13 protein-coding genes and 2 pseudogenes are annotated in these 20,046 nt (G+C 35.6%); 7 read left to right on the top strand and 8 right to left on the bottom strand.

Annotated features, from left to right (window positions below; all coding sequences use genetic code 11):
* Positions 1–35: 35 nt before the first annotated feature.
* The gene (locus tag LEP1GSC049_RS219215) at positions 36–1,751 is read right to left on the bottom strand and encodes an acyl-CoA dehydrogenase family protein (protein WP_004753631.1); all 1,716 of its coding nucleotides are present in this window, start codon (positions 1,749–1,751) and stop codon (positions 36–38) included.
* Positions 1,752–2,264: 513 nt separating this feature from the next.
* On the opposite strand from LEP1GSC049_RS219215, the gene LEP1GSC049_RS219220 reads away from it, so the two are divergent.
* From LEP1GSC049_RS219220 to LEP1GSC049_RS219230, 4 genes and pseudogenes are all read left to right on the top strand, one after another.
* Complete coding sequence (locus LEP1GSC049_RS219220) at positions 2,265–3,668, top strand: porin (RefSeq protein WP_004759531.1); 1,404 nt, start codon at positions 2,265–2,267, stop codon at positions 3,666–3,668.
* Between the two features lie 300 nt (positions 3,669–3,968).
* A pseudogene (gene msrA / locus LEP1GSC049_RS11785) lies at positions 3,969–4,498 on the top strand (peptide-methionine (S)-S-oxide reductase MsrA).
* A 231-nt stretch (positions 4,499–4,729) separates the two neighbouring features.
* Positions 4,730–5,803 (top strand): alpha/beta hydrolase, encoded by a 1,074-nt coding sequence (locus tag LEP1GSC049_RS219225; RefSeq protein WP_004760448.1) that lies wholly within the window; start codon positions 4,730–4,732, stop codon positions 5,801–5,803.
* A 126-nt stretch (positions 5,804–5,929) separates the two neighbouring features.
* A complete protein-coding gene (locus LEP1GSC049_RS219230) occupies positions 5,930–6,973 on the top strand; it encodes an alpha/beta fold hydrolase family protein (RefSeq protein ID WP_016560637.1) in 1,044 nt (347 codons plus the stop codon).
* Here the strand turns inward: LEP1GSC049_RS219230 and LEP1GSC049_RS219235 are convergent.
* The 4 genes and pseudogenes from LEP1GSC049_RS219235 to LEP1GSC049_RS219245 all read right to left on the bottom strand — a co-directional run bounded on the left by LEP1GSC049_RS219235 (position 6,939) and on the right by LEP1GSC049_RS219245 (position 9,814).
* The gene (locus LEP1GSC049_RS219235; protein ID WP_001973894.1) at positions 6,939–7,550 is read right to left on the bottom strand and encodes a uracil-DNA glycosylase; all 612 of its coding nucleotides are present in this window, start codon (positions 7,548–7,550) and stop codon (positions 6,939–6,941) included. The genes LEP1GSC049_RS219230 and LEP1GSC049_RS219235 overlap by 35 nt on opposite strands.
* A gap of 1,086 nt (positions 7,551–8,636) precedes the next feature.
* Positions 8,637–8,711: pseudogene (locus LEP1GSC049_RS2000000229340) on the bottom strand (Imm7 family immunity protein); the annotation flags it as partial.
* Between the two features lie 174 nt (positions 8,712–8,885).
* Positions 8,886–9,479, bottom strand: a complete 594-nt coding sequence (rdgB, locus tag LEP1GSC049_RS219240; RefSeq protein WP_004778086.1) for an RdgB/HAM1 family non-canonical purine NTP pyrophosphatase — start codon at positions 9,477–9,479, stop codon at positions 8,886–8,888.
* Entirely contained in the window at positions 9,476–9,814 is a 339-nt protein-coding gene (locus tag LEP1GSC049_RS219245) for an STAS domain-containing protein (RefSeq protein WP_000406975.1), read from the bottom strand. The genes rdgB and LEP1GSC049_RS219245 overlap by 4 nt, the downstream gene beginning before the upstream one ends.
* Before the next feature lie 1,118 nt (positions 9,815–10,932).
* On the opposite strand from LEP1GSC049_RS219245, the gene LEP1GSC049_RS219250 reads away from it, so the two are divergent.
* The gene (locus LEP1GSC049_RS219250; RefSeq protein WP_004759505.1) at positions 10,933–12,039 is read left to right on the top strand and encodes a catalase family protein; all 1,107 of its coding nucleotides are present in this window, start codon (positions 10,933–10,935) and stop codon (positions 12,037–12,039) included.
* Between the two features lie 837 nt (positions 12,040–12,876).
* Here the strand turns inward: LEP1GSC049_RS219250 and LEP1GSC049_RS219255 are convergent.
* The 3 genes from LEP1GSC049_RS219255 to LEP1GSC049_RS219265 form a co-directional block, all read right to left on the bottom strand.
* A complete protein-coding gene (locus tag LEP1GSC049_RS219255; protein WP_016748049.1) occupies positions 12,877–14,955 on the bottom strand; it encodes an ATP-binding protein in 2,079 nt (692 codons plus the stop codon).
* Positions 14,956–15,756: an alpha/beta fold hydrolase gene (locus LEP1GSC049_RS219260; RefSeq protein ID WP_016560584.1), complete on the bottom strand. Its 801-nt coding sequence runs from the start codon at positions 15,754–15,756 to the stop codon at positions 14,956–14,958.
* A 223-nt stretch (positions 15,757–15,979) separates the two neighbouring features.
* A complete protein-coding gene (locus LEP1GSC049_RS219265; RefSeq protein WP_025175938.1) occupies positions 15,980–16,450 on the bottom strand; it encodes a nuclear transport factor 2 family protein in 471 nt (156 codons plus the stop codon).
* A gap of 197 nt (positions 16,451–16,647) precedes the next feature.
* On the opposite strand from LEP1GSC049_RS219265, the gene LEP1GSC049_RS219270 reads away from it, so the two are divergent.
* Both LEP1GSC049_RS219270 and LEP1GSC049_RS219275 read left to right on the top strand, forming a co-directional pair.
* The gene (locus LEP1GSC049_RS219270; protein ID WP_016560602.1) at positions 16,648–17,685 is read left to right on the top strand and encodes a class I SAM-dependent methyltransferase; all 1,038 of its coding nucleotides are present in this window, start codon (positions 16,648–16,650) and stop codon (positions 17,683–17,685) included.
* Entirely contained in the window at positions 17,685–20,012 is a 2,328-nt protein-coding gene (locus tag LEP1GSC049_RS219275) for an FAD-binding oxidoreductase (protein WP_016560581.1), read from the top strand. Before LEP1GSC049_RS219270 ends, LEP1GSC049_RS219275 begins: the two co-directional genes overlap by 1 nt.
* The last annotated feature ends 34 nt before the right edge of the window (positions 20,013–20,046 follow it).

Here is a 20,046-nt window from a genome sequence, read left to right as displayed (position 1 = left end):
TTAGGTACTTTAATTATATAATTATGAGTAATTTATTATAAAATCTTAATTTTATTTACTTCTCTTAATTTTGCGAGATTACCTTCCAAAACGGATAGAGTATCTATATGATAATCTTTTACGTGTTTGAGTCGAATCGACTTTTTTTCTTCCGGAAGTCTTTTACAAGAAAGTTCAAATAAAATTCCCGCTAAAAGTCTGGAACAGGTCAATACGATCTCCTCTGCATACGTATCTTTCATTTCTTTTTCCGGAAGTTCCTTATAAAGTTTTACTAATTCTTGAAATCCGTTAAATAGCTTATGAGCCAAAGAAGAATCGGATCGGCTTATCAATTCGGATACGTATTCCCCAAACGTATGAGTTAAACCGGAAGTGATTCCTCCGATACACGCATTGATTTGAATCTGTGAAGTTCCGTCATAGATCGTAACGATTCTTGCGTCTCTATAAATTCTAGAAATATCATAATCTTCTGTATAACCGGAACCGCCATGAATTTGAAGGGCGTCACTGACCGTTTTTAAACAAGATTCGGAACAATAAAACTTACTGATCGGTGTAAGAATGTTTGCGATTTTCTCCCAATAACGAACCACTGTATCGTTTTTAATTTCCTTTTCTGTAGCTCCTTGTTTTTCAAGTCGAATCGCTCTCCAATAATAACGATCCATCACCCTGGATCCTTCTAGAGTCAGGCATCTCATAGCATATGTTTCTCTTTCGATTCGATCCAATATCTTTTTCACCGCGGGGATTTCTATCAAAGCTCTTCCGAATTGAATTCTTTCTTTTGCGTATTTTAGGGCTTCATAATATGCTGCAGTTGCAAGACCCGTGGATTGTTGTGCGATCCCCATTCTAGCTCCGTTTAACATTCCCATCGTATATTTTATAAGTCCGTATCCTTCTTCACCGATCAAAAGTCCGGGAGAATTTTCAAAAACCACCTCACAAGTGGGAGAACAATGAAGCCCAAGTTTATTTTCGATTCCTGCAATTTGTACATCCGTACTCTGGACTAGAAAAAAAGAAAGTCCCCTTGCACCGGAATTTACTTCGCCCGAACGAGCCAGGGTCAATAAAACCGCGGGAAGATCTCCGAACCCACAACCATGTGTAATAAAACGTTTGGTTCCGTTTAATCTCCAATTTCCATTTTTATCTTTTGTGGCTTTGGTTCTTAAATTGGAAAGATCGGAACCGTGGTCCGGTTCTGTGAGTCCCATCGCACAAACAAATTTTCCATTGGCAAGAATTGGTATCCAGTCGTTCTTCATTTCCTCAGTCGCATGACGTTCTAAAATTTCTGCAAGATTTACACATCCAATGGCAATGGCGAGTGACGCGTCCACTCTATAGAAAATTTCCGATATAAAGGACTTTACCGTCCAAGGAATTCCTAATCCTCCGTATGTTCTAGAAAATCCGTAGGCCTGAACTCCTGCCTCTACGACTTTAGAAACCAATTCGAGCATTTTGGGAGGAAATTCTACTTTTCCGTCTTTGAATTTTAAACCCTCTCGATCCAAATCGGCAACGTGAGGAGAAAGTATATTCCCGGCCAAGTCTCCGACTGTTTCCAACACGGTTTTATAATATTCTTTTGCTTCGGAAGGATTAGAGGGGCCTCCCTCTGCAACACCGGAAAAATCGTTTTCGTAATCGAGTATAATTTCTGTCCAAGGTAGAATGTTTATAAAATGATCTTGGATGTCCTGATTGTCTGAAAAATAATTATTTTGAATCATTGTATTCTCCCTTGAATCAGTCAGTATAAAAGAACAGAAAGACAAAGAGAAGTAAAAAACGAACTTAAAAAGAATAGAAGTCTTTAAACCTTTTTTAAAAACGAAACAAATTCAAAATCCATAACTTGAAAAATTTTCTTAAGTAAATTTCTATAAAATGAATTTTTAATTTGATGAATTGTAATCTTATGCAGAATTTTGATCCCTACAGAATTAGTGTTTTCAGGATTTTTAAGACGGAGGTTCCGGTTTTAGAGACAGAATTTTGAACGTTCTATTTTAGGATTTCATTCGGAATTATAAAATAAAGTAACCAGTGTTTTACGCTGAAATAGGGTTTTGCAATCAAAATTTACCATAGTCTATTTTATAGAAATCGATAAGTAGAATCGTTTTCTTTAGGTGTTTATAGAACGTTCTCTTAATCATTTCTTAACTTCTAAAAGAAAATTCTAATTCCAAATTGTAGTTCCAGGGCTTGTCTACAAGAGTTCAATTTTATATACTTTTATCATGACACAAAAACGGAATTTTCAAAAATTAGAATGTTCTAAAAGACGGACTCAAATTAATTTCGGTTCGGATTTCTTAATAAAAAACTTATTGAACAAGTTCGTTTTTCAGAAATATATTTTTACAATCCTATATTCTTGTATTTCTATTTTTTCTCTATCTGCGGATTCTCAAAAATCAGATTCATCCACGACTCAAACAAAAGAAAAAGTTCTAAATTCTTCTCATACCTTTTTGACAAATCTTCAATCGCCAACGAATGAAAAATCAATCGATAAGGATTCTTCACAGATACAAAACGACGATTTTCAATCCAAAGACGAGATCGAAAAAAATGATCATTCTAAAAACGATTCTTCTTCCAAAGAAACTCCGGAAGAAAACAAACAGGTTCCTAAATTCGGCTTCTTTATCGACTCTTATTACGCTCACAATCCTTATCGTTCCAGTTCAAGGGATAATCGTTATCTCACTCAACCCGCACGTTGGGATGAAATCAACGTCAACCTTGCTTACGTCGACGGTAAGATCGAAACGGATCAATATAGAGGTAGAGTTGCCTTCCAATTTGGAAATTCTGTAAATTCGAATTATAAAAACGAAGTCAGTTCGGAAAAAAATTCTAACGAAATTTCGGTTAGAAATATCCAAGAAGCTTATGCCGGAATCAAACTCGCAAAAAATCTATGGTTAGACGGAGGAATTTATTTTGGCAATATTGGACTTGAAAGTTGGATCTCTCACAACAACTGGAATTATTCCAGGGCGCTCGCTCTGGATTACGTGCCTTATTACTCGAGCGGTTTTAGACTTTCGTTTCAATATTCGGAAAAACTTTCCTTTCAACTTCATCTAATGAACGGTTGGTCCAACATTACGGAAACTAACAAAGATAAGGCGGTTGGATCTCAAATTGACTATAAAATCACCGATAAACTTAAAATTACTCACAATACTTTCGTAGGAAACGAGGCTCCTGATAGTCAGGCTCGCCAAACAAGATATTATAATAATTTAATTCTTCAATATCATTTTACAAAACATTTTATTATCGCAGGTTCTGGAGACGTAGGAATCCAAAGAGTTCCAGATCCAGGCATTCAAGCTTATAGACAATGGTATCATGGAACGTTTTGGATTACTTGGAGGCCGGTCGAAAAGTTCAGAACTTCTTTACGTTTAGAAAGGATGTTTGATCCTGAACAAACGATCATTCAAACTGGTTCTAAAAATGGATTTTTAACTTCGGGTGCCACGATTACTTTGGATTATATTCCAAACGAAAGTGCCTTGGTTCGGCTGGAAGGAAGATATTTTCGTTCTTACGACGCTGTTTTTGATCGAGATCGATCCAAATCCAAAGAGGAAAAGTTTATCGTTTTTGCGGTTTCGGTTAAAATATAATCCATGTTTTGAAACCTGTGGGAACTACCATTTTTAAAAAGTATAAGATTTTTCTAAACTTTGAAAATGCGGAAACATTTCCATTTAAAATTTAGACAATTCTTATCTGACTTGAGTTTGAGAATCACGGAGATTTATCCAAAACAACCTGGGAACTATTACAAAAATCAAATTGCGAAATAGATTGTTACAAAACAGTAACTATTTCTAAGAGACGTAATCTGTGGGAACTACCACTTTTAAAAAAACATTTCTCAAAACTACTTGCAACCTTTCGATTCTAAGCTCGAATCGTCTCCTATGGAACAAGCAACATTAGGCGGCGGTTGTTTTTGGTGTCTCGAAGCGGTATATCAAATGGTGGAAGGAGTAGAGTCGGTAACTTCTGGTTATGCGGCAGGAAGGACAAAAAATCCGGATTATCGCTCCGTATGTTCCGGTACTACTGGGCACGCGGAAGTGATTCAAATTTCTTTTGATCCCAAAATCATCAGTTATCCCGAAATCCTAGAAGTTTTTTGGATCAGTCATGATCCTACTACACTCAATCGGCAAGGAAATGATATAGGAACCCAATACCGATCTGTCATTCTTTATCATTCTAAAGAACAAAAAGTACAAGCTGAAGAGTCCATCCGAAAAACGGAAGAACGTTTTTTAGATCCAATTATAACTCAAGTGGAAGAACTGAAAGAATTTTATCCTGCCGAAAATTATCATCAAAATTACTTCAGAACCAACCCCCAGAACAGTCTTACTGTCATTATGTGATCAAACCTAAAATCGAAAAATATCTCAAAACCGGTTTTAAAGTCAAAAGCGCAAATTAAAAACCGTCTTAAAAAACATTTTACTCAGAATTCTAAAATAGAAGTGTTTAAAGGTCTGCTTCTAAACTATAATTGATCTCAAAATTTATGATACTCTATTTTCTAGGGATTCATAAAAAGATTTAAAATAGATGTTTTAAACAAAGATAAAGTATTTTTACGACGGCTTCTAATTTATATTATGAATTTCTACTTGATCCTTTCCAAAAAAATCTATAATCTGATTTACTAATGAATACAAACATTCGAAGAGCGTTCCAGATTTTTGTTTTGGGGTTTTTCCTCTTTCAATGTAAGACGGTTATACAACTCCAAGGAGAAATTCATCATCCTAAAACGTCGGATGATTGGGATTTGACCTTAGAACATTTTCCACCTGCGTTAGGTGCTCCTTCTAAAAAATATCCGATCATACTCTGTCACGGATGGATGGCTAATAGGACCTATTTGAAGATCAACGAAAAGAGTTCGATTGTCGGAAGACTTCAGAAGGAAGGTTACGATGTCTGGTTATTGGATCTAAGAGGAAGAAGGGATGCAGGTTATCCTTCCTTATTTTTTGGAGATAAAAAATTTACTTACGGAATGGACGACTACATCCAATACGATGCGGATACAGCCATCAAACACGTGTTAAATGCTACGGGAAAAGATAAAGTAAATTGGATCGGTCATAGTATGGGTGGGATGATCGCTTATGCAAGAATTGGAAGTTTGGGAGAAACAAGAATCGCAAACTTAGTCACAATCGGATCATCTGGAATTTTAGATTCTCCAAGTGCTTCTATCAAAAATTTGGCTTCGCTTGCTTGGTTGAGTAATCTTTGGCCGGTAGTTCCGGCAGAAACTTGGATCGGTATACAAGGAGGTACTGGAATACCATTTCTTCCACAAAAATCCTTGGAAGAACTTTTATGGCACAAAGAAAATATAGACCCTTCGATTCTTTCCGGAGTAAAAACGACTTCGATCAATCCGGCAACCGAAAAAGAAGTCCTTCAATTTCAAGAACTTGTAGAAAACGGAGAGATCCGAAGTTTGGATCGTAAAATTTCCTATTCGAACGGACTCAAAAATATTAAAATTCCTACTTTGTTAGTTTCCGGAAGAAGAGATAAACTAGGAACGACTTATTCGATCCGGTACGTTTACGATAAAATTTCCTCAGAAGACAAAACACTTTTTATCATCTCCAAAGCAAACAACCATTCTGAAGATTACGGTCACACGGATTTGATCGTCGGTAAAAACGCGGATAAGGATATTTTTGTTCCTATTGCTAATTGGTTGGATAAAAGAAATTAGAATCATATAATATAGTTTAGGAAACTTAAAATCAAAGAGAAAATTCGAATCAAAATTTCAATTGTAGGAGTTCACACAAAAAATCTGAAAGTTTTGATTGAATCATAAGTCAGAGCAAAAATCTAGATGGAGGTAACAAACTCAAAAACAAAAAAATTGAAAAGTTATAGAACTTACTCTAAACTCATCTTAAAACGAATTTATAATTTTATTTTGGATTTAAAAATGAAACTTACAAAAAAACTATCAATCTTATTCTACCTAATCACTTTTTTGAACTGTACACGTTATGTGGTTATTACAGAACAAAAATTTGTTTCACAAACCGCAAACCTAGGACCAAACGTATTTTTGACAACGTTCTCGTATGAAAATTCCTCTCATCCTCCTATACTTTTAATAGATCCTGTGTTTATCAACAAAAAGGCCCTCTATCTCGGAAGTAAATCCGGACTGATCGGCGTGTTAAACGGAAACGGATTTTCGGTCTGGCTATTACACTTCGAAGATTATAAATCCGTAAATTTAAAAGAAGTGGGAGAAAATCTAATTCCCGAAGTTATTGCAAAAATCCAAAAAGTCACCGGTAAAAAAGAATTTTTTCTGGGCGGAGTTTCCTTGGGAGGCCAAGCTATATTAAATTCTTTGAAAGCGAAAAAAGTTACAGATGTTTCCAAAGTGTTCTTTTTAGGAACTGGAATGGACTACAAATACAACGATAGTTTTCTGGAAAGGATGAAATCGGAAAAAAGACTGGGAACCGACTTAAGCGCTTCCTGTAAAAACAAGGATAATTTCTGTAGACGTTTTATCTCTTTGGACGAGGACGATCCTACAACTCTATTCGTATATCAGAATCTTTTTAACTATTTGCCGACTTTGGAGGAAAACCCGAAGGCCTGGGAGCCGTTCGAGACATCGAATTTTCCTACACTTTTTATTGGAGGTAGAATCGACAATGTGTCTCCTACCGAAAGTATTTATCCGGTCTATCAAAGAAAAAAAGGAAAAAAAGAATACTGGGAAGCGGGGAGGGACAACGGAACTTCAATCGATTATGATCATCTAGGACTTTTTGCTTACGAAGACGCGCCTTCCGATATTTATCAAAAGATTGCAGATTGGTTAAAAGAAACTACGAAGGTCTTTTCCAACCCAACAAATCCATAACCTTTTTAATATCCTCCCAGACGTCTCGTTTGAGAGGACTATTCTCTCCTCCGTTTCGAATCACAAAACTAGGATGATACGTAGGCATCACAGGAATTCCGAAAAAAGATCCCCAGGTTCCTCTGAGTTTAGTAATTCCTTCTTTAGTATTTAAGATAAATCTTGTAGAAGGATTTCCTAAAGTAACGATTGCTTTCGGTTGAATGATTTCGAGCTGTCTTAAAAGATACGGAGCACAAGCTCTAGTCTCCTCTTCTTCGGGAGGCCTATCCTTTTCAAACTTCATATCCACGGTTGGTCTGCATTTTACGATATTGGCGATGTAAACGGATTCTCTAGGAACTCCCATTCCTTTTTCTATGATCCTTGTCAAAAGTTCACCCGCTTTTCCCACAAAAGGACGACCGGTGAGATCTTCTTGTTTACCGGGACCTTCTCCAATAAAAACTAATTCCGCATCTGGATTTCCTTCTCCAAAAACAGTTTGAGTACGAGTAGTTTCGAGTTTGCAGAGTTTACATGCAGAAACTTCGGATTGCATCAGCCCCAGTCTTTTCAGTTTTTCTTCTTTGCTCATAACAATTCCCTCATCCAAGTTAAAAAAGAATTTCTCTAAAGTCAATGGAAATGATCACTCTTATAATCTTAACTTTTGTGTTCCAGGATTTTAAATTTAGCCGGGAACATTTCTCGAAAAAATCATAAACTGTTTTCAAACGGACTTTATTTTTGGATCTTTTTAAGAGTTTTATAAAATGAATTTCTATTAAGTAAATTTAATTACATTCGCCAAACGGTGGTTTTACGCAAATATTTGATCTTTACGATACGTTTAGCCTGAGCCAAAACGTACAGTTGCCATAGATTATTTCTTTTACTGCTGATCTCTATAAAATTGAGTACCGTTAATTTTATCACAAAACACTGGTTCCATACAAAATATTAGGTACTTTATTATATAGTTATGAGTAACTTGTACGTATAAAAATAATACTACGTTGAGTTTGTTTAAAAAACTTAGAATGTAGAACCTACTTCAAAAAGCTAACAATTCTGGGTCAGACTCAATTTTTGAACACTTTTGTATCTTAACGTGGGTTCGGCGTAAGAAAATTTGGTAAATCCGGCTTGCCACGGTAACCGGACCAGGCTCAGCCTCTGGTGAATCAATTGTATGAAAGAAACGTAATGCACTATATCATCTTTAGTTTTAATATAAAACGCGACCCTTAGGAGAGCGTTTTGCTGAGTTCAAACGCGATCCATAGAGAGCGTTCTGCTGAGTTCAAACGCAATCCATAGAGAGCGTTCTGCTGAGTTCAAACGCAATCCATAGAGAGCGTTCTGCTGAGTTCAAACGCAATCCATAGAGAGCGTTCTGCTGAGTTCAAACGCAATCCATAGAGAGCCATAATCAACCCCACAAGTTGAATAGGATTTTAGAATCATAAGGCTCAAAAACGCACATTTTTCAAGTGTTCCGACAAGAATGAGTCTTTTTACTTGCAAAAAGCATGTTTTTCTGATAGAGAAAAGTCTTCCGAATTTCTCCACCTGAATTGCGACCCATGGGAAGCAATTCATTGAGTTGCCCCACCCAAAAATAGGGAAAACTAAAGCACAACGCTCTCTATGGATCGCGTTGTGGGGTGGGAACTCAGTTTTACAGAGGATTTGTCGTAATTCCCACAGATTTAATATTAAGATCCAAATACTTGTGGGTAAGGTTATGATAAGAGCGTTCTGCTAAAGTTCCCTCACATCAATTCCTTTTGCGTCATCTTCGGTAAAATAGCCTGTTAACTTTTGTTAATATTTTTATGCGTACGAGCAGTAGCGGAGATATTTTTGAATATCCTTTTGCATTGACAAGAGTCCCTAAGTTTTTTAGGTTTTGGATTCAAATAGATTTTTATGATTTCGTTTTAAGAAATTTCAAAAGTTCGTCTAGAGCTTTCTTTCTATGAGAAACTGAGTTCTTTGTTTTTTCTTGGATTTGTGAAAAAGGCTTTTGAAGTGGTGGGAAAATGAAAATAGGATCGTATCCAAAACCGTATATTCCAATTCTATCATATTCTTCTGAGATAAATCCTTCACATCTGCCTTCGAAATTTTGTTCAGTAGATTCGTCCACATAAGCGATCGCACAAGCATAATAGGCCTCGCGATTTTGATTTCCTTTCAGTTTTTCTAAAAGAAGAAGTGCCCTACCTTCGTCATTCAGTTCCGGACCTCCAAATCTAGCCGAATAAACTCCGGGTTCACCTTTGAGGGCAGAAACACAAATTCCAGAGTCGTCCGCAATTGAAGGAATTCTAGTTAAACGAAATAATTCTTTCGCTTTGATAAGAGCATTTTCTTTAAATGTTGAACCTGTTTCTTCAGGATTAAAAGAAACTTTCAGATCCTTTGGCGTAAGGATTTGAATTCCTAGCTCCATGAGAATGGAGCCTACTTCTTTTACTTTGTTTGGGTTGTTTGTGGCGAGAGCGAATCGCCGCTTCAAGGGTTCAGTTTAAACTCATCGAATGCATCTTCGATATTCGGAACTATTTTAAAAACCTTGTCCAACATCGTGATTTCGAAAAGCTGTAACAGATCTTCATCGTTGATTACGATAATAATATCGCCTTCCGCGCTTTTAAATTTCTTTTTATAAGAAACAATAATGCCTAACGCGGTAGAACAGATGTGATTCACTTCTGTCAGATCGATAATGATCTTAGGACTTGGATCAAAATTATGTTCGCTTAGGTTACGGTCTAATTCCTCACTATCGGATTGAAGAATGGATCCTGCAATTTTTATAATATGAATATCGTCTTGTACAGTTATTTCCATAGTTGTTCGTTACTTCTTTGGCTGTTTGAGTACGGTTTTTCAACCAAAAAATAGGTTCGGAATCGGATTTTGATGCGTTTTTTGGGAATTTGGCCTTCCCTAAAGGATAAAATCTTCATTTTTGCCAAAGTTTATCTTTTTTCTTTTTGGATTTTATCGAATTTTAAAACTGCGAAAATCTATCTTTTTCTTTGAACCGAATTGTAGGAACTGCTACTTTTTCACGAAAAATTTTTGCTATTTGCAAGAGACGCAAATTTCAAATTAAAACATAGTTTCAGATGTGCTTTTTTACCGGATTTTTGGATGGTTTGTGGTTCTGAAGTTTTTGAACTTACTCAGAACTATAGAATAATATGAGAAATTCGACGCAAAAAAATGAGAAAGAATTTTTTAAAAATATGAGTTCCCACAATTTTACAATTTGTTCGTAAAATCGCGATTTGGTGGTAGTTCCCACATTTTAAAGTTTTACTGTAAAATTTAAATTTGTGAGAGTTCCCACAGATTTTGTCTCATTTGGATCACACAATTTCCGAATAAATTCCCACATCAGAATTTATCTGTAAAATTCGAATTTGCAGTAGTTCCCACAGATTTACGTTCAAACTGGGTTTTGTAAAAAAATTTAAGATCTCAATTTTATAGAAATCAGTAAAATCTTAAGGACTAGTAAAAGAAAAAAGATTTATAGTTTCAGAATATAATAATAAGGTTTTTTGTATTTTAAATGATAGTTTCTAAATTCAATTTAAAATTTGCATTTAGGTATATAAAGATAATATTATAATGACTTGTTAGAATTGTTGGAAAATGAATTCTCCATTTGTTTTTATTTCATGGAAACGGTCGATTAAAGCAGTTTTGCTAATTGAACTATGAAATTTTTCAACAACTCCATTTTCAAAATTAGAATGTGGATTTTTTTCAAAACAACAACAATTCTGAGTTAGAAGTAATTTTTGAGAACTTTCGCGTCTTTGGTAAAATAGATCATTAATTTTTGATATATACGAGTAATAAGATAAAGAGCTTGAATTCTTATTTTATAAAAATAAAACGGAAGAATTTTTTAAAAATTAGGGTTTGAGTCTTTAAGATCAATCGAGGTGCCAATGATGGGAAAAAAAATCGGATATGTCGCGCTTGGAATTTTACTTTTACTATTGTTAGTTTATTGGGTCGGACAAGGTCCTAGGGTTTCTATACCCAAGGATATAAAGCCTGGGGCGGAATTTGTTTTTCCTGGAGAGGAAAAGATCACCGAAGAGACTCTTTCTCTTTTGATTTCTTCCCTCAAAGAAAAATACCAACCCGGTGGAGTAAAACGGGACGCACATCCGTTTGCACACGGTTGTGTTAAAGCGAGTTTTACGGTTTCTTCTTCTATTCCAGAAGAATTTAAATTTGGAATATTCAAATCTCCTAAAACGTATCCTGCTTGGATTCGATTTTCAAACGGTTCCATTACAAAAAAAACGGATCAAGAAGGGGATATTAGGGGAATGGGAATTAAACTTTTAGGTGTGGACGGACCTAAGTTGTCTGCGGATGAAAATAAAACCCAGGATTTTTTATTGATCAATCATCCCGTTCTTCCCGTGGGCGCACCGGATGAGTATCTGGCTTTGTTTCAAGCAGCGTTTGCTAAAAAGCCTATGTCTTACTTTTTGGGAGGAATGCCTTGGAACTGGAAGTTGACTGCTTTGCAGGAATCGATTTCGATTCGAAGAAAGAAAATTCCAGATGTTTTAGAAATTCGTTATTGGAGTACAACTCCGTATCGTTTGGGAAATGAAACCAGTGCTGTGAAATATTCCGCGATACCCTGCGAAACTAAAAATTTGGAAATCCCCAAAAATCCCGAGGACGATTATCTTCGCCAAACAATGATTTCTCATCTTAAAGAGAAATCCGCTTGTTTTGAATTTATGATTCAGAAACAGGGAAATCCGATCTCTATGCCGATTGAAGATCCGGCTGTTCATTGGAACGAAAAAGATTCTCCTTTTATTGCGGTCGCTAAAATAGAAATCCCTAAACAAGAGTTTGCAATTCCGGAGCAGGATCGTTTTTGTGAAAATCTTTCATTAAATCCTTGGCATTCTTTGGCGGAACACCGACCTCTAGGAGGAATCAATCGTATTCGAAAAGTTGCATATGAAACGATCGCAAAATACAGACACGAGCAGAATGGGATAAAACAATTAGAACCGACCGAATAAAATTTAGAAGGTTCGTTTTGGTATGTTATAAGTTTGTTCCAAAACCTTAAAGTCTTTAACAAAATGCGTGAGCTCCTACAAAAGCCGTTATATTGTATGAGTTTCCGCATTTTGGAAGAGCTCTTATTAGAATTGTTGAAAATTAATTCTCCATCTGTTCTCGTTGCGTTGAAATGGACAATTGAAGCGATTTGTGAATCTCCATTATAAATTTTTTGACAACTTTATTAAAGATCACTTATACAAATTATTTTATTCTAAAATATTAATTAGAATTGTTGAAAAATGAATTCTCCATCTGTTTCTATTTCAAGGAAACGAGCAATTGAATTAGTTTTGTTAAACGCCACTATGGAATTTTTCAACAACTCTATTGTTTATTTGTGTTGCCCGCAAAGCGGGCTAATTTTGTTAAAGCTTGCTCATAAATTAAAACCACGGATTTTCCAAATAAGCTGCTGTGGTTTTATATTTTAACGTGAGTTTATGGAGAAAATGGGAAACAATTTTTTAAAAGTATGAACTCCTACAATTTTAGAATTTGTTCTTAAAATTGTGATTGGTGCTAGTTTCTGCATATTAGGAATAGATCTGCAAAATTCAATTTTCTCTAAAAAATGAATCATGGATTTCTTACTTTGAATTCACTGTATATTATAATATTTTTTTATTCAATGACGGCCGCAAAGCTTAGATTTGGTGCAGAAGCTTGTTTGAAGTGTTTTCGTTTTGGGATTTTATAGAAGTTCCCTTGACGTAAATTTGTTATGAACTCTTGGAAAAGTCCTAATTCTTATGCAAACTTAGAACGGGTTCAGTTGAAAAAGTTTAGGATCATCATTTTTCAAATAGATTCAAAATTTTTTCTATTTGGGAAACGTTATACGGCTTTGTAAGTAAATCGTCCATTCCTCTTTGAGCCGCTACCTTTTGAATTTCAGGAGCTGCGTTTGCGGTGAGTCCCACGATTCGAATCGAGTTTCCTTTCGGAAATTTACGGATAATTTCAGTTGCGGAAAGGCCGTCGATTCCGGGCATATTAATATCCATGAAGATCAGATCGTAATGGAATTTTCTCGCCTTTTCTATCGCTTTCATTCCGTCTTCCACTAAAGAAGGTTCTATTTTTCTCTTTTTCAAGATTCGACCTAAAAGTTTTTGATTGATAAGATTGTCCTCCACGATCAAAACCTTTAAACGAGAAAGATCCGATTTGTTGGTTATAACTTCGACTTTAGAATTTTCAGTGAGTGATTCTTCGTTGATTTCCAGTTTGAGTTCGAACCAAAATTTGGTTCCAATTCCAGGTCGGCTTTCCACATGAATTTTGCCTCCCATTAATTCGATTAGTTTTTTTGTAATCGATAACCCCAATCCGGTTCCGCCGAAATGTCTTGTGATGGATTTGTCAGATTGAACGAAAGGTTCAAATATGGAGTTAAATTTTGTGTGGGGAATCCCGATTCCGGTATCAAAAACCCAGGTTCTGAAACTCAATTCAGAATTCGTTTTTTCTAATATATGAAATCCAACTTCGACGGTTCCTTCTTTTGTAAATTTAGTTGCATTGGAGATTAAGTTCGTAAGAATCTGGCCGATTCTGACTGGATCTCCTTTGAGTAATTTGGGAAAGTTCGGTGGGAATAGTATGTTCAATTCGTTTTTGTTCTTAAGTATTTCCGTTTGTAGGAGGGAAACTAGATCGTTTAACAATTCCTGCATATTAAATGGAATGGATTCCAATTCGATTTTTCCAGTGTCCGCTTTGGAAAAGTCAAGCAAGTGATTTACGATTTTAAGAAGTTTATCCCCGCTTCTTTGGATAAGTTCTAAAGAATCTTTTTGATCCGGATTTAAAGGAGTATTTAACAGTAATTCGGTGATTCCTAATATTCCGGTCATGGGAGTTCTGATTTCATGGCTGATGTTAGAGATAAAAACTGTTTTTTCCTGATTTTCCTGTTGTGCGATTTCACTTTTTTCCTTCAAAGCTTGATTCAATAAAGCTAATGTTTCTTGTTGCGAATGAAAAGAAGTGATGTCTTCGAAAAACCATAGTCTTCCCGGAGCCGTTTTGCCGGGTAAAAATACACACGTAACCTCGAATACTTTTTTTTCCGGATCCGTAAACATCCACTGAGCTGAAAATTTTTCCAGATTCATATTAGATAAATTCCGATTCATTTCCAGAAAAATTTCTTTTTGATTAACCGCGGATTGTATCAGCTCGGTCATTGCAGTAGAAACTTTCCAGGAAGAGACTTCTCCCCCTTCAGAAAGAGAAAGAAGTTTTGCCGCACTTTCGTTGATCCAAGTTTTTCCAGTTCCCGAATCCATAAAGATAATTGGTTGAGGTATCGTTTTTAAAATGGAATCCAATCTAGAATGGACTGAATTCAACAGGATTTCCTTGTTTTTAATTGAAAAAATTTCGTAGATTCTAGGGCATAGTTCCGTGATAAGTTTTAAAAATTCAGATATACTTTCTGTGTTTTTTGAATATAAGAATAAAAGAATGTTTTTTCTTCGGTCTTCTATGTTTTCGTTTGGAATGGGAACCACGATCATTTGTGCGAAATCGATTTCTTCCAGTGCGTCAAAATTGGAAAAATTGATTTCTTGACGCGTCAGTGTATAAGGTAAAACGGGGCGATTTTCAGAATAAGAAATAGACAATAAATTTATATTTGTTTGATTTATGGAAAAATTGAATTTTGGTTCGGACTCCGCGATTTTGATGGATAACGGATCTCTACTTTCTAATAAAATTATAAAGTCTGCATATAACGTGGTTTTACAAAGAGAGTAGAACTTATCCATCTCCTCCAAATATGATCCCTTTAAAAAAATTTCGAATGAGCGTTTATAGAATTCGTTGATTTTCTCGGTAAAGGTTTTATGAGAGGACTCATTCATTCAATTTGAAGACTTAAAAAAAGATTTAATTTCTTGGAGTACGGATTCTGGAGAACTGAAATGAGGTAGATGCCCCGTTGCAGGAATTGATTTAAAAATTGCCTGGGGAATTTTCTCGCTGAGATACTTTCCTACCTCGATCGGAACTGCTATATCCGAAGATGGCTGTAAAATTAAAACGGGTCGTTTGCATTGATTCAGATCTTTTCTGTGATCGGATTGAAAGATGGTTCTTGAAACTGTCAGTCCTATATCCGGACGTATTTCCCGAAGCGACTCTGCAAAACTTTGAGCCAACTCGGGACGATCCGGGTTTCCCATAACCAGGGGAGCGAATCCACCCGCCCAAGAAAAAAAGTTTGTTTCCATCGCAGCAAAAAGTTGACCCAAATCGGTTTGTTCGAACCCGCCTTTATAATTCGTATCGTTTAAATAACGAGGAGACGCGCTGATAAATGTAAGCTTGGAAAAAAGTTCCGGTCTACGAATTGAAGCTATAAGTCCGATCATTCCGCTAACGGAGTGTCCTACATATAATGAATTTCTAATTTTAAGTTCATCCATGAGTAAGACCAGGTCTTCTGCATAGGAATAAAGATTGGAATATCGATCTGCGCTGAAAAGGGAAGTATCCGTTTTTCCGGAACCGATCGTATCAAAAAGTATAAGTTTATAATGATCTTTTAAATTAGGAATGAGTTTATTCCAAGTCGATTGATCGCAGCCGAATCCGTGACTGAATACGATGGTTTCCATTCCGGAACCAATAATTTTTAAGTTATGGTTAGATGCTCTTTGCATGAATTTTTCTTTTGAAAATATTGGAAGTTGATTATTGAGATTTTCCAACTACCAGATAGGACTGCAATTTTGAATTTTTTTAATCTAATTCTTTTCTAAAATTCTTATGATTCATTTGAATGATATCATGGCTGTCTTTATTTTATAATTGAGTTTTTAAGTCAAGACGACTAACTTATAACACCAATTTTCAATCTCGGTGTTATAAGTTATAAACTTAGATTTATTTCTGTCTTTTCAGATACAGATCCAAACCTTTTCTAGCTTCTGTTCTAATTTTGTTTTTGAGAAAAGGTAAAAAACCGAATAATAACCCCGGAAATCCGAGTGCTTGTCTTGACCAACGATAAAAACCGAATCGATCTGTATGTTTTACGATCTTACCGTCTTTACAAACGAGCTCTGCTTGAATTACGTTATGCACCTTTTTTCCTGTTTTTGAAAACGTGTAATACGCCTCCCAGGTAACTTTTCCGGTATCTCCTTCCAATTGAATTTCTCCGAATTTTAACTCCAGATCCTTTCCTCTGGAGATCAACATCTGCCACATTCCTCTGGCTTCGGTTGCGTTAAGATTGGTAAAAACCGGGTCGTTGAATATCACAGAATCGGAATAAAGTGTTCCCATCTTTGTGGCGTCTTTTTTTTGAAAAGCTTCGTAAAATTCCTTCGTGATTTCGGCGGCTGACTTCATAAAGTTTTCCTCATTGTTTTCAATCGATTTTGTATCTGTTTCGGATTTCGTTAGTGGAATTGAACCGAACATTTTGTAAATTGCTTTTCGAGTAGTATTTATTTTGTTTGATGCGGAAAATTTCCAAAGAATCGTTCACGAGTTGACAATTCGTTTTTAAAATTATGATTGGATAACTTTACGAAGAATTCAATGGAATGACGATCCTTTCTGAATCTAAAAAGGAAAACGTCAGTGGACGAATGTTTGGATTTTTCAGCTTGACTCCTTGTATGAAAGATCTAAATCGCAAACAGTTTTTGAAATCGTTTTTTTATGTATTTTTAAGCGGACTCGCGTTCGATTTGTTTTCTAAAGATCAGAAGGACCAATTCGATCTTAATCAAAATTCCAATTTCAGAAACGTATATCTGGACCCTAAACTGAGAGATGATTTTTTTCAGTTTCTGCAAAATGTATATCATCTTTATCCCGAAGAAGATTTACATAAACTTATATTCGAAATTTCTAAATCGAAACAAACGGATCGGGAAATTTACGAAACGATCTTAAAACGAATCCCGGAAATAAAACCTTTTGCAGGAATTTTAACGTATGCACTTCCGGCTCTTAATAAACAAAAGACTGAAATTTCGCAGGAAGTAGTGGAATTATTGGGAGAAGGAAGTCGTTTTAACGGTTATCTTGAAATTGGTACCTTAGGAAGATATGTAAAAAATCTAAAAAAGAAAATTCAAATCGAAGGAAACGTTTTTGTTTTAAACGATTTAGAACCTAAATATAGTCCGGAAGATTTGGCGGAACGAGGTCAGATTACAAAGGTAGGCACGTTCATTCCATTAGGAAATTATGATCCTATTGAAGAAAAATTGATACCATCGGAAAGTCTGGATCTAGTAACTAATTTTATAGGTTTTCATCATTCTCCTTCTAAACGATTGGACGGTTTTATCAGATCGATCTCTAAAATTTTAAAACCGGGAGGAAAATTTATATTAAGAGATCATAATGTAAATTCTGAAGAAATGGAATCGGTGGTGGCTTTGGCTCACGATGTGTATAATGTTGGTTTAGAAATTTCTTGGAAAGAAACTTCTGAACAGGTTCGCAACTTTACTTCGATTGTAGAAATTGAAAACAGAGTCAGTCAATTTGGATTCAAACCCGTTGGAAAATACGTCCTTCAAAAAGGAGATCCTACTAAAAATACTTTAATGGTGTTTGTAAAATCCTAATGAAAAAATTTGTTTTACTTCTTTTTATTTTTGTAAGTTTAATTTTTGCCGATCCAGAAGTTGTCAACGATGTCACACAGATCAATCCGATCCGAGTAGATCGGATAGTTACTCCGACTACGTTAGGCGGGATTCAAGAGTTGATCAAAAATCATCCAGGTCCTATTTCGATTGGAGGTGGTAGGTTCTCCATGGGAGGGCAGATCGCAACGGAGAACGCCTTATTTATTGATACAAGAGAATTCAATAAAATTCTTTCCTTTGACCCAAAGGCGAAGTTAATCACTGTAGAGTCAGGAATCACTTGGAGAAAATTACAAGAGTCGATCGATCCATTTGATCTTTCCGTTCAGATTAAACAGACATATTCAAATTTTACGATTGGAGGTTCGTTAAGCGTAAACGCACACGGAAGATATGTAGGTTATGGCCCGATGATTTTATCGGTACGCTCCATCAAATTAGTGTTAAGCGATGGAAGACTGATAACTGCAAGCCCCAAAGAAAATTCAGAAATCTTTTTTGCTTCCGTTGGTGGTTACGGCGGAATTGGAGTGATTGTAGAAGTCACTTTGGAGCTGACTGAAAATAAAAAGATAAAACGGTTTGTGAAAAAAATTCCAATTACCGAATATAAAAACTTTTTTTTAAAAAACGTAAGAGATAACCCAAAAGCTCAGTTTCATAACGGAGATATTTATCCTCCTACGTATGAAAATGTAAATACGATCACTTGGGAAGAAACGGAAGAGCCGGTTACCGTAAAAGATAGAATTGTTCCAGTTAAAGAAAGTTATTGGTTGGAGAATTTAATCTATTTCTGGTTAACGGAATTACCTTATGGAAAAGAGTTGAGAGAAGTCATTTTGGATCCTTTGTATTATCGTAAGAATAGGGTTCTTTGGAGAAACTACGAGGCGAGTTATGACGTGCAAGAGTTGGAACCCCCTAATCGAAGAATCAGTACTTATGTTTTACAAGAGTATTTTATTCCGGTAGAAAAGTTTGATGAATTTTATCCTATGATGAGATCTATTTTGCAGAAACACGACGTAAACGTAGTAAACATTTCAATACGTCATGCGAAACAGGATTCAGGTTCTTATTTGGCTTGGGCAAGAACCGAAGTTTTTTCTTTTGTGATCTATTATAAACAGAGGGTTTATGAAAGTGCAAAAAGGGAAGTGGGAGTTTGGACCAGGGAATTGATCGACTCGGTTATGAGTGTGGGTGGAACATACTATCTTCCGTATCAACTTCACGCCACCGTCTCTCAATTTGAAAAGATATATCCAAATTCCGATCAATTTTTTTCGTTAAAAAGAAAACTAGATCCTAACTATAAATTCAGAAATAAACTTTGGGATAAATATTATTTCCATGATAAGGAAGACAAACAAATCCGTCTTCGATTGGATGCTCTCAAGGACTATAGCCGAAACGAAGATCAGACTTTTTTGACTTTGCCCGAATGGTATATCGTGTTCAGTTCGGAAGAATATGCAAATTTTCTAAAGTATCATTTGCCGAGCGATTTTCCGTATTTTTCGAGTATAATTCAATTCTGGAAAATCTACGGAAAGGTGGTTAAAAAAACCTGGAATTCATACGAATTCAATTGGGGATATCACCTGATGATCAACATAATTGGAATAAGTTATTCAAGTGAATTATTCTTAAAAGGGTTATATGAGAATTCGGTCGGAAGATTGACGGAGTCGTTTTTGGAAAGCGAGGTGCCTTCTCCTGAGATGAAAGTGGAAGAATATATTCAAAAAATTGCAAGTGATTATACGGACTTTGTGAAATTGCGTCCTTGGTACGAATATCCGTTTTATTCTAAATTAAAAGAATTTTGGAAAATAAAAGACGGTCCGAACACGAGTCTGATCCGAAGGATAGAAAGGAGAATTTTCTTTTCCGTCGAACTTCTTATAAAAGCAATTTACGGAAAACTGATTGGATTGGGAACTGAATCCGTTTACGAACCGGAAACTTTGGAAGTCAAGGCTTGGGTAAAAGAGAATGGTAGAAGTAAAATTTTATCAATTCCTAGATACCAAACTTTTACACAGACCGTTCCTATACTTGTAAATAAGAATATTTCCTTTGTGGAAATTGCGGGAAATCGTCAGATCCTTTTGACTCTAATCGTTCCGAAGGAAACGAACTCTTGGGAAACGGAAACTGTCTTATACGAATGGGAAATACTTACGGAACCGAGTTTAAAACGAGTCGCTTTGATTGCTCCTATACAAAAACTTCATGAAATTCTAATAAATGCGAATACAAATGAATATAAATTGGATCACATTTTCGATTATTGAGTTTCGAAAATTTGAACTTTGGATGATCCTAAAA

It is taken from the genome of Leptospira kirschneri serovar Cynopteri str. 3522 CT, assembly GCF_000243695.2.
GTDB classification, from domain to species: Bacteria; Spirochaetota; Leptospiria; order Leptospirales; family Leptospiraceae; genus Leptospira; species Leptospira kirschneri.
The sequence above is the reverse complement of the archived record's forward strand: the minus strand, read 5'-3'. Positions and strand labels throughout refer to the sequence as shown.